Source organism: Microbacterium sp. FG3, assembly GCF_057809335.1.
Map to the genome: position 1 here is coordinate 15,513 of NZ_JBMDJT010000013.1, position 22,892 is coordinate 38,404.

Consider the following 22,892-nt stretch of genomic DNA (forward strand, 5'->3'; position numbering starts at 1 on the left):
TTCTGCAAGCAATCGCCTCTCCGGCTCGTCCTTCTTGCAGGATGCACTGTCCGACGACGAGTGCTGACGAGCCGGCGCTGCCCGAGCGCGAGGCGACGGAGGAACACGTCTTGACCCAGAACCCCACGCCCGCAGGCTCACCCGAGGCCTCGGACACCCCCGAGAACGGCGCGATCGCGCCCGCGAAGATCAGTCGGCGCGACATCCGCCGCGCCGAGCGCACGCTGCGCGCGGAGAGCACCCCGAAGGTGCGCCCGCTGCGCGCGGCCGGCACGATGGCCGCGGTCCTCGCGCTCATCGCCGGCGTCGCCATCCCCGCCTACGCCGCCACCCAGGGTGGCGACGCGGAGCAGGTGACGGCCCACGACATCGCCGAGGCCGACGCGCAGTCGCTCACGGTGGAGGGCGGCGCGGCCGCCTCGCAGCTGAGCGCCTCGAGCTACTCGGCCACGACGGCGAGCGAGATCGAGAAGAAGAAGGCGGCGGCCGAGGCCGCCGAGCGCGCCAAGGAGATGGCCGCGGCGGCCGCCGCCGCGGCGTCCGCGCCCGCCTCCGTCTACTCCGGCAACGTCATGCCGTCCGCCCCGAGCGAGGGTGTCGTCTTCCCGCTCCCCGCCGGCTCGTGGACCTCCGGTCGCGGCCTCGGCGACTCGGGCTACCACATGGGCTGGGACCTGCTCGCCGCGACCGGCACGCCGATCTTCGCGGCCGCCGACGGCGTGGTCTCGCAGGCCGGCTGGAGCGGCGGCTACGGCAACGCCGTCGTGATCGAGAGCAACGTGGGCGGCAGCGCCACCAAGACCCGCTACGGCCACATGTCGTCGATCGCGGCCTCGGCGGGCCAGTCCGTCACCGCCGGCCAGGTCATCGGCTACGTCGGATCGACCGGTCGCTCCACCGCACCGCACCTCCACTTCGAGGTCTACGTCAACGGCGGCGTCGTCAACCCGCAGGGCTGGCTGCCGTACTGATCCGCGGCCTCGCAGGGCCCCGTCGGCAGCCGCCGGCGGGGCCCTCGTCGTCTCGGCGGCACCACCGGGCGAGCCGGGGCCGTCGACACGCCCGGGAATGTTCACCTCGCGGATGGCCCCGCGCGGCCCCGGCTGGGCTACTCTGATCCCGTCGCCGCGCGAAGCGGAGGGAGAAGCCGATGTCACGAACACCTCGCATCCGAACCACGGATGCGCTCGGGCGTTACGTGCTTCGGCATCGTGTGCACACGATGCGCGGGTCGTCCGCGTGCAGAAGGCGCTGTCTGTGAGACAGCGCCTTTTTTCGTCCCTGCGCGCCCTCGCATCGCTCTCCACCGCAGAGCGCGACGTCGCTGGATCGAGAGCCCGGAAGCCGTCCGGGACCCGTCGAAAGGACACGGCATGCGCACTCTGGTGTTGAACGCGGGCTATGAGCCCCTTGCGGTCGTCTCGTTCAAGCGCGCGCTGGTGCTCGTCATGAACGAGAAGGCGAGCATCGTCGAGCGGATCGAGGACGAACCGATCTGGGGCACCCACGGGTCGTACGAGCGACCGGCGGTGATCGTGCTCACCCGCTACGTGCGCGTGCCGGGCGGCCGCCGCGTGCCCGTGACGCGCCGCGGGGTGCTGCGCCGCGACGGCCACCGCTGCGGCTACTGCGGCAAGCCGGCGTCGACCATCGACCACATCCTGCCGCGCTCGCGCGGCGGTGCGGACTCGTGGGAGAACCTCGTCGCGGCCTGCCTGCGCTGCAACAACGTCAAGAGCGACCGCACGCCGCAGGAGATGGGCTGGGAGCTGCGCGTCACGCCGCGCCCGCCCCGCGGCGGCGCGTGGACCGTGCGCGGCGTGGAGCGCAGCGACCCGCGCTGGGAGCCGTACCTGGCGCTCGCGGCCTGATCCGCGTTCACCCGCGCCCGGTAGAGTCGGCACGCGCGCCGTGCGGGCGCCCCCGCGGACGAGAACGAGTGAGGCCGGATCCCTTGAGCATCGACGACCCCGGCCCCTTCGACCGCGGCGCGCTCGCGCCGGACGAGCGGACGCTGATCGACATCCTCACGGAGACCACGGCCCGCCACCCCGACGCATCGGCGCTCGAGGACGAGGTCGGCGCGCTGAGCTACCGCGAGCTGCTTGCGCTCGTCTGGCGCACGGCCGCCCGGCTGCACGAGCAGGGTGTGGGGCGCGGCGACCGGGTGGGCGTCCGGATGCCGTCGGGCGACCGCGAGCTCTACATCGCGATCCTCGGGATCCTCGCCGCCGGGGCGGCGTACGTGCCCGTCGACGCCGACGATCCGCAGGAGCGGGCCGATCTCGTCTTCGGCGAGGCGGGGGTCCGCGGCGTCGTCGCGCCGGGCGGCTACGCCGCGGTCGACGCGCGGCCGGCCCCGCTGTTCGACGGCGACGACCCGCATCCCGCGACGAACGCGCTGCCCCTCGTGCCGCCGCCAGGTCCCGGCGACGACGCGTGGATCATCTTCACCTCCGGCTCCACGGGCGTGCCGAAGGGCGTGGCGGTGACGCATCGCTCGGCCGCTGCCTTCGTCGACGCCGAGGCGCGGCTGTTCCTGCAGGACGCGCCGCTCGGACCCGGCGACCGCGTGCTCGCCGGCCTCTCGGTCGCCTTCGACGCGTCGTGCGAGGAGATGTGGCTCGCGTGGCGCCACGGCGCGTGCCTCGTGCCCGCGCCGCGAGCCCTCGTCCGCTCGGGCGAGGACCTCGGCCCGTGGCTCGTGGGGCACGGGATCACCGTGGTCTCGACGGTCCCCACGCTCGCGTCGCTGTGGCCACAGGACGCGATCGAGAACCTCCGGCTGCTGATCTTCGGGGGCGAGGCGCTGCCGGCCGAGCTGGCCGCACGCCTCGCGAGCGAGGAGCGCGAGGTCTGGAACACCTACGGGCCGACCGAGGCCACCGTCGTCGCGTGCGCGGCGCGCATGGACGGCGACGCGCTCCGGGCGGGCGAGCCCGTGCGGATCGGCCTGCCGCTGGACGGCTGGGCGCTCGCGGTCGTGGACGGCGAGGGCGCGCCGGTCGCGGAGGGCGAGGTCGGCGAGCTCATCATCGGCGGCGTGGGACTGGCCCGCTATCTCGACCCCGCGAAGGATGCGGAGAAGTACGCGCCGATGCCGCGGCTGGGCTGGGAGCGGGCGTACCGATCCGGCGACCTCGTGCGCGCGGACGCCGCGGGGCTCGTCTTCCAGGGACGGGCCGACGACCAGGTGAAGATCGGCGGGCGGCGGATCGAGCTCGGCGAGGTGGAGGCGGCGCTGCAGGCGCTCACCGCCGTCTCCGCGGCCACCGTCGCGGTGCAGCGGTCGGAGGGCGGCGTGCCCCTGCTCGTCGGCTACGTCGTTCCCGACGCCGGGTTCGACCGGCAGACGGCGCGCGCCGAGCTGGCCGAGACCCTGCCGGCGCCGCTCATCCCGCTGCTCGCCGTCATGGACGAGCTGCCGGTGCGCACCTCCGGCAAGGTCGACAAGGCCGCGCTGCCGTGGCCGCTCGACGGCGGCGATCCCGCCGACTCGCGCCTCTCCGGCACGGCCGCGTGGCTCGCCGAGCAGTGGCTGGGCGTGATCGGCATCCGGCCGGCCGACGAGAAGGCCGACTTCTTCCAGCTCGGCGGCGGATCGCTCGCCGCGGCCCAGCTCGTCTCGCGCATCCGCGCGAGGGCGCCCGAGTTCACGATGGCCGACGTGTACGACCTGCCGCGCCTGGGGCAGATGGCCGCCGCGGTCGAGGCCGACGCCACGGACGACGATCCGGACCGCCCGCCCGTGCCGGCGGCGGCGCCCACGCCGCGGCGGATGCAGTGGGTGCAGACGCTGCTCGGCGCGCCGCTGCTCGCCCTCGGCGGGGCGCGCTGGATCGTGTGGCTCCTCGCGGCGTCGTGGATCCTGCAGCTCGCGCCCGGCTTCGCGTTCCTGCCGGACGCGCCGTGGTGGACGATCCTGCTCGGCATCGTCGTGTTCGCGACGCCGTTCGGGCGCATGGCCATCGCGGCGCTCGCCGCCCGGCTGCTGCTCACGGGCCTGCGCCCCGGCGACTACCCCCGCGGCGGTGCCGTGCACCTGCGGCTGTGGCTGGCGGAGCAGATCGCGCACCAGATCGACGCGGTCGGCATGGCGGGCGCGCCGTGGGTGACGTACTACGCCCGCGCGCTCGGCGCGCGGATCGGCGAGGGCGTCGACCTGCACACCATGCCGCCCGTCACGGGCATGCTGCGCGTGGGCGCCGGGGCGGCGATCGAGCCCGAGGTCGACCTCAGCGGGTACTGGATCGACGGCGACACGGTGCGGATCGGCGAGATCCGGATCGGCGCGGACGCGACCGTCGGCTCCCGCAGCACCCTCGCCCCCGGCACCCGCATCGGCCGCGGCGCCGAGGTCGCCCCGGGCTCGGCGGTGTTCGGCCGCGTGAAGGCCGGGCAGCGGTGGGCCGGGTCGCCCGCCGTGCGCGTGGGCGGCGCCTCGGCCCCGCTCGCCGTCGGCCGCCCCGCCGCGCCGCGCCGCTGGCTGTGGGCGTACGCCGCGTCGTCGATCGTGCTCGCGCTGCTCCCCTTCGCGGCGATGGCCGCCGGCGGGCTCGTCCTCGCGGCGGGTGTGCGCGGCGCCGACTCGCTCGGCGCCGCCGTGCCCGGGCTGCTCGCCTGGCTGGTGCCCGCCGTGATCGTCGCCGGCCTCGTCTTCGCGGGGCTCGTGCTGGCGCTCGTGCGGATGCTGTCCATCGGGCTCGTGGAGGGCGTGCACCCGGTGCGGGGTCGCATCGCGTGGCAGGCGTGGACGATCGAGCGCCTGCTGGATTCGGCGCGCACGATGCTCTTCCCGATCTACTCGAGCCTGTTCACCCCGATCTGGCTGCGGCTGCTCGGCGCGAAGGTCGGCCGCGAGGTGGAGGCGTCCACCGTGCTGCTGCTGCCGTCGATGACCACGATCGACGACGGGGCGTTCCTCGCCGACGACACGATGGTCGCGACCTACGAGCTGCGCGGCGGCTGGATGCGCATCGCGGCGGCGCGGATCGGCAAGCGCGCCTTCCTGGGCAACTCCGGCCTCGCCGGCGCCGGCCACCGGGTGCCGAAGAACGCGCTCGTGGCCGTGCTGTCGGTCGCACCGCTCAAGGCGAAGGCCGGCTCGTCGTGGCTGGGCTCGCCCGCCGTGCGGCTGCGCCGCGTCGTGAACGAGGCCGACCTGGAGCGCACCTACCGCCCGCGCCCCTCGCTGCGCGTGGCGCGGGCACTGTGGGAGCTGTGCCGGTTCGTGCCCGTCGTCGTGACGTGCGCGCTGGGACTCGGCGTGCTGCTCGCTCTCGCGTGGCTCATCGAGGCGCTCGGCCTCGTGCCCGCGCTGCTGCTGTCCGGCGTGGTGCTGCTGGCGGCGGGCGCGGTGGCCGCGGCCGTCACGACCGCGGCGAAGTGGGCGCTCGTGGGCACGATCCGGGCGGGGGAGCATCCGCTGTGGTCGAGCTTCGTGTGGCGCACGGAGGTCTCCGACACGTTCACCGAGATGCTCGCGGCGCCGTGGTTCGCCAACGCGGCGGCGGGCACGCCGGCGCTCGCCGTGTGGCTGCGCTCGCTCGGCGCGCGCATCGGGCGTGGGGTGTGGACCGAGAGCTACTGGCTGCCCGAGCCCGATCTCGTGCGCCTGGGCGACGGCGCCACCGTGAACCGCGGCTGCGTCGTGCAGACGCATCTGTTCCACGATCGGGTGATGAGCACCGACACCGTCACCCTCGAGGCCGGGGCGACGCTGGGACCGCACAGCGTGATCCTGCCGGCGGCCACGATCGCGCAGGCCGCGACGGTCGGGCCCGCCTCGCTCGTGATGCGCGGCGAGTCGGTGCCGGCGGGCAGCCGCTGGAGCGGCAATCCCATCGGCCCGTGGCGCGCCGTGAGGGCGCGCCGGTACCAGCCGGCGGAGCGCGCATGAAGCCCGATGCCTACACGCCGAACAGCGGCGACCCGAACGTGCGGGTGGAGCACTACGACCTCGCGCTCGACTACAAGGTCGGCACGAACCGCCTCAGCGGCACGGCGACGATCACGGGCCGCGTGCGCGAGCGCACGAAGTCGGTCGCGCTCGATCTCGTCGGGCTGCAGGTCAAGAAGGTGCGCACGGTGCGCGGCCTCGACGTGTCGTTCCGGCAGTCGGCCACGCGCACGCGGTTCACGTTCGGACGCTTCCTCGAGGAGGGCGAGTCGTTCACCCTCACCGTGACGTACGCCGGCTCGCCGCGACCGCGCGGCACCCGGTGGGGCACGCTCGGCTGGGAGGAGCTCGAGGACGGCGTGCTCGTCGCATCGCAGCCCACGGGGGCACCGACCTGGTTCCCGTGCAACGACCTGCCGCGCGACAAGGCCACGTACCGAATCGAGATCACGACCGACGCCGACTACGCGGTCGTCTCGGGCGTGCCGGGCACCGTCGAGCCCGCGCGGGGCCGCCGCCGATGGACCTTCGACCTCGACGTGCCGACCGCGACCTACCTCGTCTCGCTGCAGATCGGGCGCTACACGCGGCGCGAGGTGGCCCTCGGCGGCGTGCCGGGCGCGCTCGCCTACCCGCGCGCGATCGAGGCGCGCGTCGAGGCCGATTTCGCCGATCTGCCGCGCATGATGGCGGTCTTCGAGGAGGCGTTCGGTCCCTATCCGCTGCCGGGCTACACGGTGGTCGTGACGGAGGACGAGCTGGAGATCCCGCTCGAGTCGCAGGGCATGGCGGTGTTCGGCGCCAACCACATCGACGGCCGCGGGGGCCTCGAGCGGCTCATCGCGCACGAGCTGGCGCACCAGTGGTTCGGCAACAGCGTGGGCGTGGCGCGCTGGCGCGACATCTGGCTGAACGAGGGCTTCGCGTGCTACGCCGAGTGGATCTGGGCGGAGCGCTCGGGCGGGCCCACGGCGCACGCGCTCGCCCTCGGGTATCGGGCCGATCTGGCGGCACGGCCGCAGGATCTCGTGCTCGCCGATCCCGGCGCGGACCGGATGTTCGACGACCGCGTGTACAAGCGCGGCGCGCTCGCCCTGCACGCGCTGCGCCTGACCGCCGGCGACGAGACGTTCTTCGGGATCCTGCGCGACTGGGCCGCCGCCCACCGCGGCGGCACGGCGAAGACCTCGCACTTCGTGGCGCTGTGCCGCGAGCGGGCGGGCGAGGCGGCGTCGCAGGTGCTCGGCCCCTGGCTCGACGACGCCGCGCTGCCCGCGCTGCCGCCGGGGCCGCGCGTGCGCCCGGCCGTGCTCAGCGACGCGCTCGAGACGGGCGCGCCGCGATCGCGAGGCTGACGACGAATCCGTCGGGCGCCGGCACGTCGTACAGCGCGATCGGCTCGTCCCGGCCGGGGATCCGCGCGCGCTCGCCGCGGATCCGCACGTCGCCCGGAGGCACGCGCAGCCCTCGGCCGTCGGCCTTCAGCGCCGCCTCGATCCGCGTCCATCCCCGCAGTGTCGGTGGGGGATCGAGGAGGTTCGCGAGGCCCGAGAGGACCGTGCCGGGCTCGCCCCGTTCGACGTCGACGCCGACGGCCTCCGCCTCGCGGGCGAGCGCGGCGGCGCCGACGGCGAGCCGCCCCGCGTAGGCCACGCTCAGCACGACCGGGGCCTCGAGCGGCACGGGCGCGCCGTGATCCGAGCCGCCGCAGCGCGGGCAGCGCCGCGCGATGCGCGTGCCGGACGCGGGGGCGAGCGCCGAGACGAGCGACGCGAGGAGGGCGTCCGCCGCGGCCGAGCGATCGGGACCGATCGCCGCGACGTCCACGAGAGCCGGCCCGATGCGGTGCATTCGCTCCTCGCTCGCCTGTGCCCCTGACTGGACTCGAACCAGCGACGCACGGTTTAGGAAACCGACGCTCTATCCACTGAGCTACAGGGGCGTCGGTGTCCAGCCTAACCCGCCGCGCGCCGCCCCCGGATGCGACAAAGGCCGGGCGGAGGGATCCGCCCGGCCTTTGCGCGTGTGCCGGTGCGATCAGTTCGCGGCCTCGTAGGCCTCGAGCACCGAGGCCGGTACCCGGCCGCGTTCGGAGACCGTATATCCGTTGGCCTTGGCCCATTCGCGAATGGGGCCGTAGTCCTTCTGCCCGCCACGGCGGCGCTGCTGCTGCTTCGGTCCGGAGGACGAGCCGCCGCCCGCGCGGCGACCGGCCGAGATGTACGGTGCGAGCGCGTCGCGCAGCGTCGCGGCATTCGCCTCGGTCAGGTCGATCTCGTAGCTCTTTCCGTCCAGAGCGAAAAGCACGGTCTCGCCCTCTCCGGGTTCGAGAACGGTTCCGTCGATATCGTCGACGAGCTGATGCACGATTTTGCGAGCCATGTGCCCGAGGATAACACCGGATGTGCTAATCGCCACCTCGCGGAATACCGGCGTGCCGGAAAAGGGAATTCCCCTGAATGGAGGAATGCGCGATCAATTCGCGGAAATCCCCATTCGTGAGGGGAGTAGTGGTGGGTCTCAGGGGAGGAGGCCCGTGCGCCTCGCCCTGGCGACGGCGGCGTGCCGCGTCGACGCGTCGAGCTTCGACATGGCGGATCCGAGGTAGGCCTTCACGGTGCCCTCGCGCAGGCCCAGTCTTTCGGCGATCTCGGCGTTCGTCGCGCCCAGCGCCACGCAGGCGAGCACATCCGTCTCCCGCCGCGACAGCCGCACGCCCGACTGCGGCGCGCTCGCCTGCGGTGCGGTCTCGCCCGACAGGCCCGCGAGTCGGCGCTCCACATCCTCCAGCCGCGCCCGCAGCTGCGGATCGGGCACATCGGCGGCGATGCGGCGCAGCTCGGCATAGCTCTCGCGCAGCTCCTCCTGCTGCGCGGCGCTGAGCGCGGGCGCCTGCGGCGGCGGCGCCGACTGCGCCAGGCGGCGGTCGACCTCGTCGCGGATGCGCAGCTCGGCCGCCAGCTCCTCGGCCACGCGCATCGCCGGGGCCGTGGCGACGCCGCCGATGTTCCACCGGCCCCAGGCGCCACCGTAGAGCACGCCGCGGGGCCGCCCGACGACGACGACGGGCACCGCCAGCAGGGTGCCGATCCCCTCGCCCAGGATCCAGCGATCGTAGTCGTGCGTGATCTGCGTGGCCGTGCCGTAGTCGCCCGTCATCCGCGGGCGCAGCTCGCGCATCGCCCGCCCGCCGAGGCCGCGCTCCACGCGCACGGCCAGCCCGTCGAGGGCGTTGGTCTGGGCGCCGACGATCGCATCGACCGCGGCCGTATCGTGCTGCAGGAGGCCGCCGAACGCGACGGGGAAGCGCGTGCGGCGCGCGAGGTCGCGCACCGCTCGCTCCAGCAGCGGGTCGCGCGGGGATGGTGCCTCGGTTCTCACGAATGACCTCCGCTTCCGCGGCGCCATCGCCGCGTCCTCGGTCCGGTGTGCGCGGGGGCTCCCGCGTACCGACTTTCGGGGGTGACGGCCGTGCCGCCGCGTTCGTAGCGTCGAAGCTACCATCGGCGATGCCTGCGGCGCGCCGGTCGGCGACGCAAAGTCGCGGCGCCGTCACCCGACCATGTGGCAAGGAGGCCTCATGACCGAACCATCGACCGGTGCGAGGAGCACCATCGATTACATCGCGGAGGAGAATTCCCCGCGATTCCGGGAGCTGAAGCGTGCCCACCGCGGCTTCGTCTTCCCGCTCGCGGCGTTCTTCCTGATCTGGTATTTCGTCTACGTGCTGCTCGCCGGTTGGGCGCCCGACTTCATGGCGATCAAGGTGTTCGGCCAGGTGAATGTGGGCCTGCTCATCGGCCTCGGGCAGTTCGTCACCACATTCGCGATCACCATGGCCTACGTGTCGTTCGCGAACCGCCGGCTCGACCCCCAGTCCGCCGCCATTCGCGCGGACCTCGAGAAGCAGGAGACGCGCGCATGAACGTCGTCCACGCGGCCGCCGGAACGGCGGCGGCCGAGAACAACCCGATCCTGAACATCACGATCTTCGGCCTGTTCGTCGTGGTGACGCTGATCATCGTCATCCGCGCCTCCCGGAACAACAAGACGGCCGCGGACTTCTATGCGGGCGGGCGCGCCTTCTCCGGCCCGCAGAACGGCTTCGCGATCGCGGGCGACTATCTCTCCGCGGCCTCGTTCCTCGGAATCGTCGGCGCCATCGCCGTGAACGGCTACGACGGATTCCTGTACTCGATCGGATTCCTCGTCGCCTGGCTCGTCGCCCTGCTGCTCGTGGCCGAGCTGATGCGCAACACGGGCAAGTTCACGATGGCCGATGTGCTGTCGTTCCGGCTCAAGCAGCGGCCGGTGCGGATGGCGGCGGCGATCTCGACGCTGACCGTGTGCTTCTTCTACCTGCTGGCGCAGATGGCCGGCGCCGGCGGGCTCGTCTCGCTGCTGCTGGGCATCGACGACGAGATCGGCACGGCGGTCGTCGTGAGCGTCGTCGGCGTGCTCATGGTCGGGTACGTGCTCATCGGCGGCATGAAGGGCACCACCTGGGTGCAGATCGTCAAGGCGTTCCTGCTCATCGGCGGCGCCATCCTCATGACCGTCTGGGTGCTCGTGATCCACGGGTTCAACTTCAACGACCTGCTGTCGGCGGCCGTCGCGGCCTCGCCGGACGGCGAGGCGACGCTGAACCCGGGCCTGCAGTACACCAACCCGGTCGACTTCCTCTCGCTCGGCCTCGCGCTCGTGCTCGGCACGGCGGGTCTGCCGCATGTGCTGATGCGCTTCTACACGGTGCCCACGGCGAAGGAGGCGCGTCGCTCGGTGGTGTGGGCCATCTGGCTCATCGGCCTGTTCTACCTGCTCACCCTCGTGCTCGGCTACGGCGCGGGTGCGCTCGTGGGCGAGGAGACGATCCTCGGCTCGCCGGGCGGCGTCAACTCGGCCGCGCCTCTGCTGGCGCAGGCGCTCGGCGGCGCGGTGCTCATGGGCATCATCTCGGCCGTCGCGTTCGCGACGATCCTCGCGGTCGTCGCCGGCCTGACGATCACCGCGGCGGCGTCGTTCTCGCACGACATCTACAACGGCGTCGTCAAGCGCGGCAAGGCCACGGAGGGCCAGGAGCGCAAGGTGGCGAACATCACGATCCTCGTGATCGGCGTGCTCGCCATCGTCGGCGGCATCGCGGTGCTCGGGCAGAACGTGGCGTTCCTCGTGGCGCTCGCGTTCGCGATCGCCGCCTCGGCGAACCTGCCGACCATCCTGTACTCGCTCTTCTGGCGCGGCTTCACGACCCGCGGCGCCGTGTGGAGCATGTACGGCGGCCTCGGCACCGCGATCATCCTGATCGTGCTCTCTCCGGTCTTCTGGGGCACGCCCACGAGCGTGTTCGGCGAGACGGGCGTGGCGATCTGGCCGCTCAGCAACCCGGGCATCGTCTCGATCCCCGTCGGGTTCCTGCTGGGATGGATCGGCTCGCTCACATCGAAGGGGTCGGAGGACCCGCGGATCGCCGCCGAGATGGAGGTGCGCTCGCTCACAGGCCACGGCGCCGAGAAGGCAGTGAAGCACTAGTCACAGCGGTCGGGGCCCCGCGGAGCGACGCTTCGCGGGGCCTCGCCGCGTGCGGGGATCACCACACGCCGCTCGTGCCGCGCCGGTGACTGCCCACCAGGTGGGTGTCGACGATGCCCACGGCCTCCATGAGCGCGAACATCGTCGTCGGGCCCACGAACCGGAAGCCGCGGCGCTTCAGCTCGCGCGACAGCGCGACGGACTCGGGCGAGGACGAGGGGATGTCTGCCGGGGTGGCGGGCGCCGGCGTCTCGGCCGGCCGGTGGCCCCAGATGAGCTCGACGAGCCCGCCGTCCTCGCGCAGCGCGACGGTGGCGGCCGCGTTCCCGATCGTCGCGAGGATCTTCGCGCGATTGCGGATGATCCGGGCGTCGGCCAGCAGCCGCTCGACGTCGTCGTCGCCGAACGCCGCCACGGCGTCGGGGTCGAACTGCCGGAAGACCTCGCGGAAGGCCTCGCGCTTGCGCAGGATCGTCGCCCACGACAGCCCCGACTGGAACGCCTCGAGGCTCAGCCGCTCGAAGAGCCCGCGCTCGTCGCGCACGGGCATGCCCCATTCCGTGTCGTAATAGGCCCGCAGGAGCGGGTCGCGCGAGGCCCAGGCGGGGCGGGCGAGACCGTCGTCGCCGATCACGAGATCCGTCACCTCGCCACCCCCTCCGGCGCGGGCGAGAGGGCCCCGCGCTCGAGGGACACGAGGAAGCGCTTGTGCTCCGGGTGGCCGCCGTATTCGCCGAGCGTGCCGTCCGCGCGGATGACGCGGTGCACGGGCACGACGAGCGAGAACGGCGTGTCGCGGCAGGCCGTGCCGACGGCGCGATGGGCGCGCGGGCGCCCCGCCATCGCCGCGACCTCGCCGTACGAGGCGGTCTCGCCGTAGGGGATCTCGCGCACCGCGCGCAGGGCCTCGCGCGCGAAGCCCGACACGAGCCGCCAGTCGAGCGTCAGCTCGAACGCCCGCAGCCGGCCGCGGAAGTATGCGTCGAGCTGCGGTGCGAGGTCGGCGACGACCGCCTGATCCGGATCGGGGGAGATGCGGTGCTCGTGCGCGAGCGCGCTGAGGGCGTGCCCGGGATCCTCGGCGACCCGCACGGCCACGAGCCCCTCGGCCGAGGCGACCGCGAGCACGACGCCCAGCGGGCAGTCGACGGTGCCGAATCGGAAGTCCATGCGTCCATCCTGTCGCGTGCCGCCGACACCGCGGACGGCCGCGGCCCGGGATGTGGACGACGCGCGCCGGCGCGCGGGCTGTGAGCGAACCGCGCCCGCGTCGTGCCCGGACACCCGCGGGAGCGGGAATACCGCGAAACTCCGCGGATCGCAACGTCGATCCGGCATCCGATGCGTAGCCTGACTGCGTGTTCCGAGCCAAGACGAGCGCCGCGACGGTCCGCACCGCCGCGGACGTCACCCCCGCGGACCTCGGCGTCGCCGAGCCCGGGGTGCACGTCGTGCACGCCGCCGACGCCGAGCGCGAGCGGCTGCGCCTCGCGGCCGCCGACCTGGGCGGGCCCTCGCCCCTGCTGCGCTACCGCGAGGCCCCCGGCTCCGGCATCGACATCACGAAGGCGCACCCCGGCAGCCTGCCGCAGTTCATCACGGGCAAATCGACGCTGCTGTCGAACCTCTTCCGCGACGAGGTCGCGCTGCGCACGGCGCGGCTCGCGGCCGAGCGCATCACGGCCAAGCACATCGAGCTGCGCACGGTCCGCGCGCTCGACGCCGTGCGGCTGGCCGTGGGGCTGGCGTCCTGGCGGCTCGGCTCCGAGACGTTCAACGCGCCCGTGCTGCTGCGGCCGCTGGCGATCCGTCGCCACCACGCCGACTTCGAGCTGAAGCTGCACGGCGCGTTCACGGTCAACCCCGAGCTCGTGCGCGCCCTGCGGGAGCAGTTCGGCATCGAGCTGGACGGCGCCGCGCTGGCGGCGCTGGCGCACTCCGAGGGCGTGTTCAAGCCGCAGCCGGTGATCGACCGGCTGCGCTCGGCCACCTCGCACATCGAGACCTTCACGGTGCGCCCCCGCCTCGTCGTCTCGACGTTCGCGGACGTCGGCGCAGCGATGGCGCGCGACCTGACGATGTTCGACCATCCCGTGCTCGACGCGCTCTCGGGCCATTCCGAGGCGCTCGCGGCGTTCCGCGGCCAGCGCGACGTGCCGCACGTGCCCCACCCGGACGAGCGGGCGCCGGCATCCGACACCCTGCTGCTCGACGCCGACGCCGAGCAGGAGCGCGTGCTCGCGCGCATCGCGGCCGGCCAGTCGCTCGTCGTGCACACGCTGCCGGGCACGGGCGGCACGCAGACCGTCATCAACGCGGTCGGCGCGCTCGTGCGGGCCGGCAAGAGGGTTCTCGTCGTCAGCCCGCGCCGCTCCACCCTCGACGGCGTGCGCCATCGCCTCGCCGCGGTCGGGCTCGACGCGCTCGCCGTGTCGCCCTCGTCGCTGCGCCGCGATCTGATCCGCGCCATCGGCCGCAACGAGAAGGCCGAGCAGCCGACGGTCGCCGACATCGACGACGCCCTCGTGCGCCTGCGCACGGTGCTGCGCGACTACCGCCGCGCCCTGGTGCGGCCCCACCAGACCCTCGGCGTCTCGGCGCTCGACGCCACGCGCACCCTCACGAGGCTCGCGTCGCTGCCGAACCCGCCGTCGACGAGCGCGCGGCTCGGGCTGCGCACCCTCGAGCGGCTCTCGGGCGACCGGACGGACGCGGCCCGCACCCTCGCGCTCGCGGCGCGGCTCGGGGAGTTCCGCGTGGGCCCGGATGACTCGCCGTGGTACGGCGTGACGTTCGCGTCCACGCAGGAGGCGAAGGACGCGCACGCGCTCGCCGGCCGGCTGCAGGGCGTCGACGTGCCCCAGCTGCTCGAGCGCGGCTACGAGCTCATCTCGCAGACCCGCATGCGCCCGTTCACGACGATCGACGAGCTGGGGGAGTACCTGCGCCTGCTGCACGGCATCCGCGACTCGCTCGACCGCTTCAGCCCCACCGTCTTCGAGCGCCCGCTCGGCGAGCTCATCAAGGCGCACGGACCCCGCCGCGACTCGGTGAACATGCCCGCCGCCACGCGTCGCCGGCTCAAGAAGCTCGCGCGGGAGTACGTGCGGCCCGGCGGCCACGTGGTCGACATGCACGCCGCCCTCGTGCGCATCCAGCACCAGCGCACGCAGTGGCAGCACCTCGTCGACGTGGGCACGGTGCCGGAGATCCCCATCGGCCTCGCCGACGTGCACGAGGCGTGGAAGCGCGTCGTCGCCGACCTCGAGGAGCTCGACCGGGCCCTCGGGCGCGGCACGCGGCTGGCCGCGATGCCGGTGCAGCGGCTCGTGCGCACCCTGGGCGGGCTCGCGGCGGAGTCGCAGGTGTTCGACAACATCGTGGAGCGCGCCGAGCTGCGCACCAAGCTCGCCTCGCTCGGCCTCGAGCCCCTGCTGACCGAGCTGTCGGTGCGGCACGTGGACGAGGCGCGCGTGGGCGAGGAGCTCGAGTTCGCGTGGTGGCAGTCGGCGCTCGAGCACATGCTGCAGGGCGACCGCGCCCTGCTCGGCGCGAACACCTCGGTCGTCGACCGGCTGGAGCGCGACTTCCGCCTGGTCGACGAGGCGCATGCCGCCGCGTCGGGCCCGCTGCTGGCGTGGCAGCTCGCGGCGCAGTGGCGGATCGGCATCGTGGACGAGCCCGAGGAGTCGGCGGCGCTGCGGCGCGCGCTGATGCGCGGCGAGGTCGACGCCCAGAGCGTGCTGCGCCAGGCGCCCACGCTCATGCGCGTGCTCGCGCCCGTGTGGCTCGCCTCGCCGTACGAGGTCCCCTCGATCCCCGACAGCGAGGCGTTCGACGCCGTCATCGTCGCCGACGCGGCCGCCGTGAGCGTGACCGAGGTGGCGCCCGCGATCCGTCGCGCCCGTCAGGTCGTCGCCTTCGGCGATCCGGTCACGCAGCGCCCGACCCCCTTCGTCGTGCAGACGGGCGGCGAGGCCGAGGACGGCGGGGTGTTCGACGGCACGAGCCTGTTCGAGAGCCTCGCCGAGATCGTGCCGCTCGAGACGCTCACGCGCAGCTACCGCGCCGGCGGCGAGGACCTGGCCGCGCTCGTGAACGACGCGTTCTACGGGGGCGAGATCGTCTCGCTGCCGTGGGCGGGATCGTACCTCGGCCGCGGCAGCCTCACGGTCGACTACGTCGAGGGCGGCAACGGCACGCCCGACCCGGTGACGGGCACGGTGGAGAGCCCGGATCCCGAGGTGAACCGCGTCGTCTCACTCGTCGTGGAGCATGCCGTCAACCGCCCGAACGAGTCGCTCATGGTCGTGAGCGTCAGCCGGCGGCACGCGGATCGGGTGCGCGCGGCCATCAACGAGGCATTCGCCGGTCGCAGCGACGTGGCCGACTTCGTCTCGCGCGACACGGCCGAGCCGCTCGCCGTGCTCACGCTCGAGGAGGCGGCGGCCGAGAGCCGCGACCGCGTCATCCTCACGCTCGGCTACGGCCTCACCAAGCACGGCCGCGTGCTCAGCGACTTCGGCGACCTGTCCACGCCCGACGGCGAGCGCCTGCTCACGATCGGGATGACCCGCGCGCGCCGGTCCATGGTGATCGTGTCGTCGATCCGCCCCTCGTCCTTCGACGACGGGCGCCTGCAGCACGGCGCGGCGACGTTCATGGGCATCCTGGGCGGGATCGCCACGCGCGGCCGCGAGGCGCGCCTCGAGGACCTCGCCGATCCGCTCACCCTCGCCCTGGCCCGCGAGCTGCGCCGCCTGGGCGTCGCGGTCGACGTGGACTACCGGGGGCTGCTGCCGCTCGTCGCCCAGCACGGCGGCAAGGCCGTGGTCGTGGAGTCCGACCCCGAGTCGCGCGGCGAGTCGCTGCGGGAGTCGCTGCGCCTGCGGCCGCACGTGCTGCGGCGCCTCGGCTGGCACTACGTGCGCGTGCACGCCTTCGACCTGTACAGCGACCCGGCGGCCGTCGCGGCGCGCATCGCGGCCGTGCTGGGAGTCTCGCAGGACACCGCGAGGGCCGAGGAAGACACCCAGCCGCTCCACCTATCCTGAGCCGGTGACCGGATCGGACGCGGCGGGGCCGCGACAGCGCGTGGAGCGCGTGCGCGGATCGCGCCGTGCCCGGCTGACGCGCGTCGAGGGGACCCTGTCGGACTCCGATGCCGAATCGACCCTGCGCGGCGCCGATCCGGCGCCCCTCTCGAGCGGTGAGCGCGGGCCCAACGACGACCGCCTGCGCCGGGACCGCCCGCCGCACTGGTGACTCCGCCCGGGCGCCCGGAGACGACGAAGGCGCCGCCCGGACGGATCCGGACGGCGCCCCTCGCGATCGTCAGGCCTGCTGCTTGGCCAGCAGGTCGCGGATCTGGATGAGCAGCTCCTCCTGCGTGGGGGCGGGCTCCTCCTCCTCCTCGACCTGGATCTTGGCGGCGCGGCGCTCGGCGAGCTTGTTCATGGGCATCACGAGCGCGAGGTACACCACGAGCGCGATCGACAGGAAGTTGATCACGGCCGAGATGATGCCGCCGATGCCGAAGTTCACGTCGTCGAACACGCCGGGGAACGTGATGACCCAGCTCTCCAGGTTGCCGCTCGGCACGAACGCGCCGATGAGCGGGTTGATCAGGTAGTCGACGAGCGCGGTGACGATGGCGCCGAACGCGCCGCCGATCACGACCGCGACGGCGAGCTCGATCACGTTGCCGCGCATGATGAAGTCTTTGAAGCCCTGCAGCATGTCTGTTTCCTCCCTCCCGGCCGTCTCGGCCGGGCCAGTGGGCGCCGGTCAGGATGCCGCCGGCGCCGGAGCGGATGCTCCGGAAGTCGATGATGGCGCGGACGAGCCGCTCGCGCCAGACGCCGCGCGGGAGTCGGTGCGGTAGAAGCCGGAGCCGTTGAAGGTGACGCCGATCGATCCGTACTGCTTGCGCAGCGGGCCGCCGCACTCGGGGCACTCGCTCAGCGACGGGTCGCTGAAGGACTGGACGGCGTCGAAGGCGTGCCCGCAGGACTTGCAGGCGTAGGCGTACGTGGGCATGCGTCCTCGCAGAGATTACCGAATCAGCGACGCCCGCGCGGGAATGCGAGCGTCCGGGTGGGGGTCACGACGCCGGAGACCGGCTGGTCGTGGACCTCGCGGGGAATTCGCTCCACCAATTCAGAATCATAGATCACCGCGTAGACGGGCGGGCGGTTCTCCATCGATCCCAGCGTCTTGTCGTAGTAGCCGCGCCCCCAGCCGAGCCGCCAGCCGTCCTCGTCGATCGCGGCGGCGGGGATGATCATGAGGTCGACGTCGTTCACCGCGATGGGCCCCAGCACCTCGCCGACCGGCTCCGGCACTCCGTAGGCGCCGATCACCTCGCCGCCCTCCGGCGACGCCACGGCCCAGTCCAGCAGCCCGTCCTCGCGCGTCACGGGCAGCAGCACGCGCACGCCGCGGTCGATCGCCGCGTTGAGGAAGGCGCGCGTGCCCGGCTCGGTGGGCGAGGAGAGATAGCACGCGATCGAGGCGGCGCCGTGCTCGGTCACGAGGGCCTCGAGCCGCGCCGCGATGTCGGCGGCCGCGGCGTCGCGCTGCGCATCGGAGAGCAGCTGACGCCGCTCGCGGAACTCGGCGCGCAGCGCGCGCTTCTCGTGCTCGACGGCATCCGTCATGCCGCGAGTCTACGGGCCCGCGTGCGCGCGACACCCGCGATCCGCCGGGCCCGGGGATCTTTCCCCGTCTCTCGGCATCGATCGCCTAGGGTAATGGCATGGAACCCGCGAAGATCAAGGCGGTCATGCCGGTCGCAGGACTCGGCACCCGCTTCCTCCCGGCGACGAAGGCCACTCCCAAGGAGATGCTGCCCGTCGTCGACAAGCCCGCGATCCAGTACGTCGTGGAGGAGGCCGTCGCCGCCGGCATCCGCGACGTGCTGATGATCATCGGCCGCAACAAGAATGCGATCGCCAATCACTTCGACTCGGTGCCCGAGCTCGAGGAGAGGCTCGAGGAGAAGGGCGACGAGGCCAAGCTCGGCCGCGTGCGCGCCTCGAGCGACCTCGCCGACGTCCACATGCTGCGCCAGGGCGAGCCCAAGGGCCTCGGCCACGCGGTCCACCGCGCCAAGGCGCACGTGGGAGACGCGGCGTTCGCGGTCATGCTGGGCGACGACCTCATCGACGAGCGCGACCCGCTGCTGCCGAAGATGATCGAGGTGCACGAGCAGCGCCAGGCGATGGTCATCGCCCTCATGGAGGTCGACCCCGATCACATCCACATGTACGGCTGCGCCTCGGTCGAGGCGACGGAAGACCCCGATGTGGTGAAGGTGACCGACCTCGTCGAGAAGCCGGCCAAGGAGGACGCGCCCTCCAACCTCGCGATCATCGGCCGCTACCTGCTCACACCCGCGATCTTCCCCGTGCTCGAGCACACGGAGCCGGGCAAGGGCGGCGAGATCCAGCTGACCGACGCGCTCAAGGAGGTCGCGCGCGATCCGGGCAGCGTCGACGTGTACGGCGTCGTGTTCCGCGGCCGTCGCTACGACACCGGCGATAAGCTCGACTACATCAAGGCCATCATGCGCCTCGCCGCCGATCGCGACGACCTCGGTCCGGAGCTCCGCCCGTGGATCAAGGAGTTCGCGGCGACGCTGTAGTCACGCCAGGACGGGAGAGCCGGATGGACGCTCAGCACGCGCGACAGCACGGGCCGATCTCCATCCGGCTCATCCGTCCCCGCGACGCCCGCACGCTGCAGCACGAGCTGCTCACGAACCGCTCCTGGCTGCGGCCCTGGGAGGCGACGAACCCGCACGGCGCCGTGTCGCTCGACATGCGCTTCGCGATCCGGCGGCTGCTGCAGCAGTACAAGGACGGCAACGGGGTCCCCCTCGTCATGGAGCACGACGGGCGCGTCGCCGGCCAGCTCAACGTCTGGGGCATCGCGCGCGGATCGCTCGAGTCGGCCACGATCGGCTACTGGGTGAGCGAACGCTACGCGGGCCTGGGGATCACCCCGACGTGCGTCGCCATGGCGACGGATCTGTGCTTCGAGGAGCTCGGGCTGCACCGGATGGAGATCTGCATCCGCCCCGAGAACGGCGCCAGCCTGCGCGTCGTGCAGAAGCTCGGCTTCCGCTACGAGGGCCTGCGTCGCCGCTATATCCACATCGACGGCGACTGGCGCGACCACTACGCCTTCGCGCTCGTGCGCGAGGACGTGCCGGAGGGCGTGCTGAACCGCTGGGTGGCGGGCCGCGCGCCCGTCGACGCGGCGGCGATCCCCCCGGCGGACCGCCAGCACAGCTGAGCCGTCCGGGCCGCGCGCCGGACGCGGCGCGCCCGGGTTCTGCGAGACACACGCCACCGCCTCACGGGCGATGCGGTCTCGGTCGCCTACCGTTGCGAACATGGATGGGGGCCAGGTGCTGGGCGGGGGCGTGATCGTCCTCGTCGCCGTCGCGCTCTGGCTCGTGTATCTTCTGCCCACGCTCATCAACCGCTCGCGCTACGACGCGGCCGAGCGCAACGCCGTGCGCCTGTCGCGGGCGCTGCGCGTGCTGGCCGAGACGACCGAGACGCCCGAGGAGGTGCGCGTCGAGCTGACCGCCCGGCAGGCGCACCTGCAGCAGAAGCTCGCCCGCCGCGCGCAGGCTGAGGTCGAGCGGCTGCGGCGGGAGCGGGAGCGGATCGCCGCCGAGGAGCAGCGGCTCGAGCGCGAGCGGGAGCGGCAGGAGCTGGAGCGCCGCCGCCGTGCGCTGGAGGCGGCGCAGCGGGCGCTGCACGCCGAGCGCCGCAGGGCTAGGGCGCGGCGCGGAGTGCGCCTCGGCGCGCTCGGCGGGGTGCTCGTCGGCGTCGCGCTCGCGGCCTGGGGAACGGTGGCGTTCGCGGCGGGACCGTGGCTGCTGCTGTCGGGCCTCGCGCTCGCCGCGCTCGGCGTGGGCGTGCTCAACCGCATGGCACGCGTCGTGCGCCGCGCGCGCCCCGTGCCTGTGGCGACGGCGCGGCCGGTGCGCCGCGCGGCCGCCGAACCGCAGCTGATGAACCCGAAGGACCGCGGCTGGACCCCGCGCACGCTGCCGGCGCCGCTCGTGGCGACCGCCGGATCGCGCGCTGCGACGACCGTCGCCGCGCAGAGCGCCCGCGACGCGCTGCTGCAGGCCGCTCGCGAGGAGGCCCTGCGGGCGCGCGCCGAGGAGCCGCTGCCCGCTCCCGTGCCGATCGCCGAGGCCCGCCCCGCCGCCGCGCCGGAGACCGCCCCGGCGGCCGCGGAGTCGCCGTATGCCCGCATGGGAATCGTGGACGATGCCGAGATCGAGGACCACGTCCGCCGCCTGCTCGAGCGCCGCGCGGCCAGCTGATCCCGCCGATCCGGGACGCGCCCGGGGTGCCCCCTGAACGGAGTGCCCGCGCGAATCTGGTAACGTATCTGAGGTTCACGGGCCCATGGCGCAGTTGGTAGCGCGTCTCGTTCGCAATGAGAAGGTCGGGGGTTCGAATCCCCCTGGGTCCACCACACGAAGAACGGGCACGTCCGCGAGGGCGTGCCCGTTCTTCGTGCGACCCGGGCGGATCGGGTCAGCGCGTCACGCGCCGAGTCGCGCGAGGAGCGCGCGGGCGACCGAGCCGGACGACTGCGGGTTCTGGCCCGTGATGAGCGCGCCGTCCTCGATCACGTGGTCGGCCCACGCGTCGGCCGTGGCGACCTCGACGCCGTTGTCGCGCAGCGTGGTCTCGAGCAGCCACGGGGCGCGGGCCGCGAGCCCGCTCTGGATCTCCTCCTCGTCCGTGAACGCGGTGACGCGGCGGCCCGCGGCGGCGAGTGCGCCGTCCGCGCCGCGCGCCGCGAGGAGGGCCGCGACGCCGTGGCACACGAGCGCGAGGGGCGTCGCGGTCTCGAGCGCGTCGGCGATGAGCGCGCCGGACACGGGGTCGACGGCCAGGTCCTCCATGGGGCCGTGCCCGCCGGGGTAGAAGACGGCGTCGTAGTCGCCCAGCGCGACGTCCTCGAGGCGCAGCGGCTCGCTCAGCCGCACGATCTCCGCGAGCGCCGCGCGCGTCTCGTCGCTGTCGAGGGAGCCCTCGTCCGCCACGGGCGGGATGCCGCCGGGCGTGGCGAACACGACGTCGTGCCCCGCGCCGGTCAGCAGGCGGAAGGGCGTGAGCAGCTCCTCGGCCCAGTAGCCGGTGGGGTGGGTGGCACCGTCGGAGAGGGTCCAGGAACGGGCTCCGGTGACGACGAACAGGACGGTGGACATGGCGCTCCTCGGTGATGACGCGGTCGGCGCCCGGTCGGGCGCCTCACAGAGGCCAACGCCCCCGCACGCAGATTCTTCCGGCCGATCGAGTTCCGCCGCGCGTCGCGATACGCTCGGCGCGAGCGCGGGTCTCGCGGAACGGAGCTGGAGGAGCCATGGCGGACGGGATCGTCTACGACAGCGTGGACTGGCACCTCGGGGGCGACTTCCCCGACGACCTGGACGACGCGGCCGCGCGCACGCACATCGGCGTGTTCCTCGCGTGGATCGTGGAGCGCGGGCTGCTGGAGGAGGACGTCGCGCGCGAGAACGCCGACGAGGTCGCCGCCGTGCGGGCGGGGGAGCTGAGCGGCTCGGCCTTCCTGCGCGACTGCTGCGACGACGTGCTGAGCGCCGACGTGCTCTCGGAGGAGGGCGACGCGTTCGCGCGGGACTACTACGAGGCGCTCTACCTCGACGACTACGTCGACCTCTCGGACGACGACCTGCCGACGATCTACCACGAGCCCGATTCGCCCGAGAAGCGCGCGGAGGTCCGCGCGGTCCTGGATGAGCGGTTCGCCGAGTGGCAGCGCGACGGCGCGGCGGCGTTCGGCTGAGCCGATGACGCGCGAGACGACCGAGACGGCGCCGGCGACCGGCCGGCCCGCGTACACCGCCGCGCGCGACGGGGCGATCCGGCGCCTGCGCGGGCGCGTGCTCGAGATCGGCGCCGGCACCGGCGCGAACTTCGCGCACCTGCACGCCGACGTGGAGTGGATCGGGCTCGAGCCGTCCGCGGGGCGCAGCGGCGCCCTGGACGAGAACGCCCGGCGCCACGGGCACCGCGCCGCGCCGCTCGTGACGGGCGCCGAGGAGATCCCGCTGGCCGACGCGAGCGTCGACGCGGTCCTGGCGACCACCGTGCTGTGCAGCGTGCGCGATCAGGCTGCGGTGCTCGACGAGGCCGCGCGCGTGCTCGTGCCCGGCGGACGGGTGCTGCTGGCGGAGCACGTGGCGGCCCCGGCCGGATCGGGCACGCGCCGGCTGCAGCGGCTCGCGCGCCCGCTCACGCGGCTGCTCGACCACGGCTGCGACCCGGCCCGCGACACCGAGAGCGCCGTGCGCGCGAGCGCCCTCCGGATCGAGAGCGTGCAGCGATTCGCCGTGCCGGTGCTCGGCCGCCTGCGCATGCCGTTCGTCGTCATCGAGGCGATCAAGCCCGTCTGAGGGGCCGGT

General features: G+C 73.6%; 22 protein-coding genes and 2 tRNA genes. 14 read left to right on the top strand and 10 right to left on the bottom strand.

Annotated features, from left to right (window positions below; genetic code table 11):
- Nucleotides 1-110: 110 nt before the first annotated feature.
- From ACODR5_RS06280 to ACODR5_RS06295, 4 genes are all read left to right on the top strand, one after another.
- Nucleotides 111-971 (top strand): M23 family metallopeptidase, encoded by an 861-nt coding sequence (locus tag ACODR5_RS06280; RefSeq protein ID WP_449854784.1) that lies wholly within the window; start codon nt 111-113, stop codon nt 969-971.
- 402 nt (nt 972-1,373) lie between these two features.
- Complete coding sequence (locus ACODR5_RS06285; protein ID WP_449854785.1) at nt 1,374-1,871, top strand: HNH endonuclease; 498 nt, start codon at nt 1,374-1,376, stop codon at nt 1,869-1,871.
- A gap of 83 nt (nt 1,872-1,954) precedes the next feature.
- Entirely contained in the window at nt 1,955-5,899 is a 3,945-nt protein-coding gene (locus ACODR5_RS06290; RefSeq protein ID WP_460817877.1) for a Pls/PosA family non-ribosomal peptide synthetase, read from the top strand.
- Nucleotides 5,896-7,254: a M1 family metallopeptidase gene (locus ACODR5_RS06295; protein ID WP_488983057.1), complete on the top strand. Its 1,359-nt coding sequence runs from the start codon at nt 5,896-5,898 to the stop codon at nt 7,252-7,254. The genes ACODR5_RS06290 and ACODR5_RS06295 overlap by 4 nt, the downstream gene beginning before the upstream one ends.
- On the opposite strand, the gene ACODR5_RS06300 is transcribed toward ACODR5_RS06295, so the two are convergent.
- The 4 genes from ACODR5_RS06300 to ACODR5_RS06315 form a co-directional block, all read right to left on the bottom strand.
- Nucleotides 7,211-7,750, bottom strand: coding sequence for a 4'-phosphopantetheinyl transferase family protein (locus tag ACODR5_RS06300; protein WP_488983058.1), 540 nt, complete (start codon nt 7,748-7,750; stop codon nt 7,211-7,213). The two genes, ACODR5_RS06295 and ACODR5_RS06300, sit on opposite strands and share 44 nt — an antisense overlap.
- An 18-nt stretch (nt 7,751-7,768) precedes the next feature.
- Nucleotides 7,769-7,841: transfer RNA gene (locus tag ACODR5_RS06305), tRNA-Arg, on the bottom strand.
- Between the two features lie 95 nt (nt 7,842-7,936).
- Nucleotides 7,937-8,281: a histone-like nucleoid-structuring protein Lsr2 gene (locus ACODR5_RS06310; RefSeq protein WP_449854789.1), complete on the bottom strand. Its 345-nt coding sequence runs from the start codon at nt 8,279-8,281 to the stop codon at nt 7,937-7,939.
- A gap of 138 nt (nt 8,282-8,419) precedes the next feature.
- Nucleotides 8,420-9,280 carry a helix-turn-helix transcriptional regulator gene (locus ACODR5_RS06315; protein WP_449854790.1) on the bottom strand — a complete coding sequence of 287 codons (861 nt, stop codon included), beginning with the start codon at nt 9,278-9,280 and terminating at the stop codon, nt 8,420-8,422.
- Between the two features lie 199 nt (nt 9,281-9,479).
- Here ACODR5_RS06315 and ACODR5_RS06320 point away from each other — a divergent pair, with 199 nt between their 5' ends.
- The gene (locus ACODR5_RS06320; RefSeq protein ID WP_449854791.1) at nt 9,480-9,824 is read left to right on the top strand and encodes a DUF485 domain-containing protein; all 345 of its coding nucleotides are present in this window, start codon (nt 9,480-9,482) and stop codon (nt 9,822-9,824) included.
- A complete protein-coding gene (locus ACODR5_RS06325) occupies nt 9,821-11,428 on the top strand; it encodes a solute symporter family protein (protein WP_449854792.1) in 1,608 nt (535 codons plus the stop codon). The genes ACODR5_RS06320 and ACODR5_RS06325 overlap by 4 nt, the downstream gene beginning before the upstream one ends.
- A gap of 58 nt (nt 11,429-11,486) precedes the next feature.
- On the opposite strand, the gene ACODR5_RS06330 is transcribed toward ACODR5_RS06325, so the two are convergent.
- Both ACODR5_RS06330 and ACODR5_RS06335 read right to left on the bottom strand, forming a co-directional pair.
- Nucleotides 11,487-12,074, bottom strand: a complete 588-nt coding sequence (locus ACODR5_RS06330) for a DNA-3-methyladenine glycosylase I (protein ID WP_488983059.1) — start codon at nt 12,072-12,074, stop codon at nt 11,487-11,489.
- Complete coding sequence (locus ACODR5_RS06335) at nt 12,071-12,598, bottom strand: methylated-DNA--[protein]-cysteine S-methyltransferase (protein ID WP_488983060.1); 528 nt, start codon at nt 12,596-12,598, stop codon at nt 12,071-12,073. Before ACODR5_RS06335 ends, ACODR5_RS06330 begins: the two co-directional genes overlap by 4 nt.
- A gap of 188 nt (nt 12,599-12,786) precedes the next feature.
- On the opposite strand from ACODR5_RS06335, the gene ACODR5_RS06340 reads away from it, so the two are divergent.
- Both ACODR5_RS06340 and ACODR5_RS06345 read left to right on the top strand, forming a co-directional pair.
- Complete coding sequence (locus ACODR5_RS06340; protein WP_488983061.1) at nt 12,787-16,482, top strand: AAA family ATPase; 3,696 nt, start codon at nt 12,787-12,789, stop codon at nt 16,480-16,482.
- Nucleotides 16,483-16,486: 4 nt separating this feature from the next.
- Nucleotides 16,487-16,693 carry a hypothetical protein gene (locus ACODR5_RS06345; RefSeq protein ID WP_488983062.1) on the top strand — a complete coding sequence of 69 codons (207 nt, stop codon included), beginning with the start codon at nt 16,487-16,489 and terminating at the stop codon, nt 16,691-16,693.
- A gap of 69 nt (nt 16,694-16,762) precedes the next feature.
- Here ACODR5_RS06345 and mscL read toward each other — a convergent pair whose 3' ends face one another.
- The 3 genes from mscL to ACODR5_RS06360 are packed head-to-tail and all read right to left on the bottom strand — an operon-like array spanning nt 16,763 to nt 18,087.
- The gene (gene mscL / locus ACODR5_RS06350) at nt 16,763-17,167 is read right to left on the bottom strand and encodes a large conductance mechanosensitive channel protein MscL (protein WP_488983063.1); all 405 of its coding nucleotides are present in this window, start codon (nt 17,165-17,167) and stop codon (nt 16,763-16,765) included.
- A gap of 48 nt (nt 17,168-17,215) precedes the next feature.
- Complete coding sequence (locus tag ACODR5_RS06355) at nt 17,216-17,467, bottom strand: FmdB family zinc ribbon protein (protein WP_449854798.1); 252 nt, start codon at nt 17,465-17,467, stop codon at nt 17,216-17,218.
- Nucleotides 17,468-17,490: 23 nt separating this feature from the next.
- Nucleotides 17,491-18,087, bottom strand: a complete 597-nt coding sequence (locus ACODR5_RS06360; protein ID WP_460817860.1) for a 5-formyltetrahydrofolate cyclo-ligase — start codon at nt 18,085-18,087, stop codon at nt 17,491-17,493.
- Nucleotides 18,088-18,185: 98 nt separating this feature from the next.
- Between ACODR5_RS06360 and galU the strand changes: the two genes are divergently transcribed.
- The 4 genes from galU (at nt 18,186) to ACODR5_RS06380 (ending at nt 20,932) form a co-directional block, all read left to right on the top strand.
- A complete protein-coding gene (gene galU / locus ACODR5_RS06365) occupies nt 18,186-19,073 on the top strand; it encodes a UTP--glucose-1-phosphate uridylyltransferase GalU (RefSeq protein ID WP_488983064.1) in 888 nt (295 codons plus the stop codon).
- A 23-nt stretch (nt 19,074-19,096) separates the two neighbouring features.
- Complete coding sequence (locus ACODR5_RS06370; RefSeq protein WP_449854801.1) at nt 19,097-19,726, top strand: GNAT family N-acetyltransferase; 630 nt, start codon at nt 19,097-19,099, stop codon at nt 19,724-19,726.
- Nucleotides 19,727-19,826: 100 nt separating this feature from the next.
- Nucleotides 19,827-20,777, top strand: coding sequence for a large exoprotein (locus tag ACODR5_RS06375; protein WP_488983065.1), 951 nt, complete (start codon nt 19,827-19,829; stop codon nt 20,775-20,777).
- A gap of 79 nt (nt 20,778-20,856) precedes the next feature.
- Nucleotides 20,857-20,932, top strand: a tRNA-Ala gene (locus ACODR5_RS06380).
- 70 nt (nt 20,933-21,002) lie between these two features.
- Here the strand turns inward: ACODR5_RS06380 and ACODR5_RS06385 are convergent.
- Nucleotides 21,003-21,674, bottom strand: coding sequence for a type 1 glutamine amidotransferase domain-containing protein (locus tag ACODR5_RS06385; RefSeq protein WP_488983066.1), 672 nt, complete (start codon nt 21,672-21,674; stop codon nt 21,003-21,005).
- 155 nt (nt 21,675-21,829) lie between these two features.
- Here ACODR5_RS06385 and ACODR5_RS06390 point away from each other — a divergent pair, with 155 nt between their 5' ends.
- Both ACODR5_RS06390 and ACODR5_RS06395 read left to right on the top strand, forming a co-directional pair.
- Nucleotides 21,830-22,273, top strand: a complete 444-nt coding sequence (locus ACODR5_RS06390; protein WP_449854767.1) for a DUF7832 domain-containing protein — start codon at nt 21,830-21,832, stop codon at nt 22,271-22,273.
- 4 nt (nt 22,274-22,277) lie between these two features.
- Nucleotides 22,278-22,883, top strand: coding sequence for a class I SAM-dependent methyltransferase (locus tag ACODR5_RS06395; RefSeq protein WP_488983067.1), 606 nt, complete (start codon nt 22,278-22,280; stop codon nt 22,881-22,883).
- Nucleotides 22,884-22,892: the final 9 nt, after the last annotated feature.

Bases quoted from the DNA above. Each gene is read 5' to 3' on its own strand.
- ACODR5_RS06285 (WP_449854785.1), top strand. From the start codon at position 1,374: ATGCGCACTCTGGTGTTGAACGCGGGCTATGAGCCCCTTGCGGTCGTC.
- ACODR5_RS06295 (WP_488983057.1), top strand. From the start codon at position 5,896: ATGAAGCCCGATGCCTACACGCCGAACAGCGGCGACCCGAACGTGCGG.
- ACODR5_RS06300 (WP_488983058.1), bottom strand. From the start codon at position 7,750: ATGCACCGCATCGGGCCGGCTCTCGTGGACGTCGCGGCGATCGGTCCC.
- ACODR5_RS06310 (WP_449854789.1), bottom strand. From the start codon at position 8,281: ATGGCTCGCAAAATCGTGCATCAGCTCGTCGACGATATCGACGGAACC.
- ACODR5_RS06320 (WP_449854791.1), top strand. From the start codon at position 9,480: ATGACCGAACCATCGACCGGTGCGAGGAGCACCATCGATTACATCGCG.
- ACODR5_RS06325 (WP_449854792.1), top strand. From the start codon at position 9,821: ATGAACGTCGTCCACGCGGCCGCCGGAACGGCGGCGGCCGAGAACAAC.
- ACODR5_RS06335 (WP_488983060.1), bottom strand. From the start codon at position 12,598: ATGGACTTCCGATTCGGCACCGTCGACTGCCCGCTGGGCGTCGTGCTC.
- mscL (WP_488983063.1), bottom strand. From the start codon at position 17,167: ATGCTGCAGGGCTTCAAAGACTTCATCATGCGCGGCAACGTGATCGAG.
- ACODR5_RS06355 (WP_449854798.1), bottom strand. From the start codon at position 17,467: ATGCCCACGTACGCCTACGCCTGCAAGTCCTGCGGGCACGCCTTCGAC.
- ACODR5_RS06360 (WP_460817860.1), bottom strand. From the start codon at position 18,087: ATGACGGATGCCGTCGAGCACGAGAAGCGCGCGCTGCGCGCCGAGTTC.
- galU (WP_488983064.1), top strand. From the start codon at position 18,186: ATGGAACCCGCGAAGATCAAGGCGGTCATGCCGGTCGCAGGACTCGGC.
- ACODR5_RS06370 (WP_449854801.1), top strand. From the start codon at position 19,097: ATGGACGCTCAGCACGCGCGACAGCACGGGCCGATCTCCATCCGGCTC.
- ACODR5_RS06375 (WP_488983065.1), top strand. From the start codon at position 19,827: ATGGATGGGGGCCAGGTGCTGGGCGGGGGCGTGATCGTCCTCGTCGCC.
- ACODR5_RS06385 (WP_488983066.1), bottom strand. From the start codon at position 21,674: ATGTCCACCGTCCTGTTCGTCGTCACCGGAGCCCGTTCCTGGACCCTC.
- ACODR5_RS06390 (WP_449854767.1), top strand. From the start codon at position 21,830: ATGGCGGACGGGATCGTCTACGACAGCGTGGACTGGCACCTCGGGGGC.
- ACODR5_RS06395 (WP_488983067.1), top strand. From the start codon at position 22,278: ATGACGCGCGAGACGACCGAGACGGCGCCGGCGACCGGCCGGCCCGCG.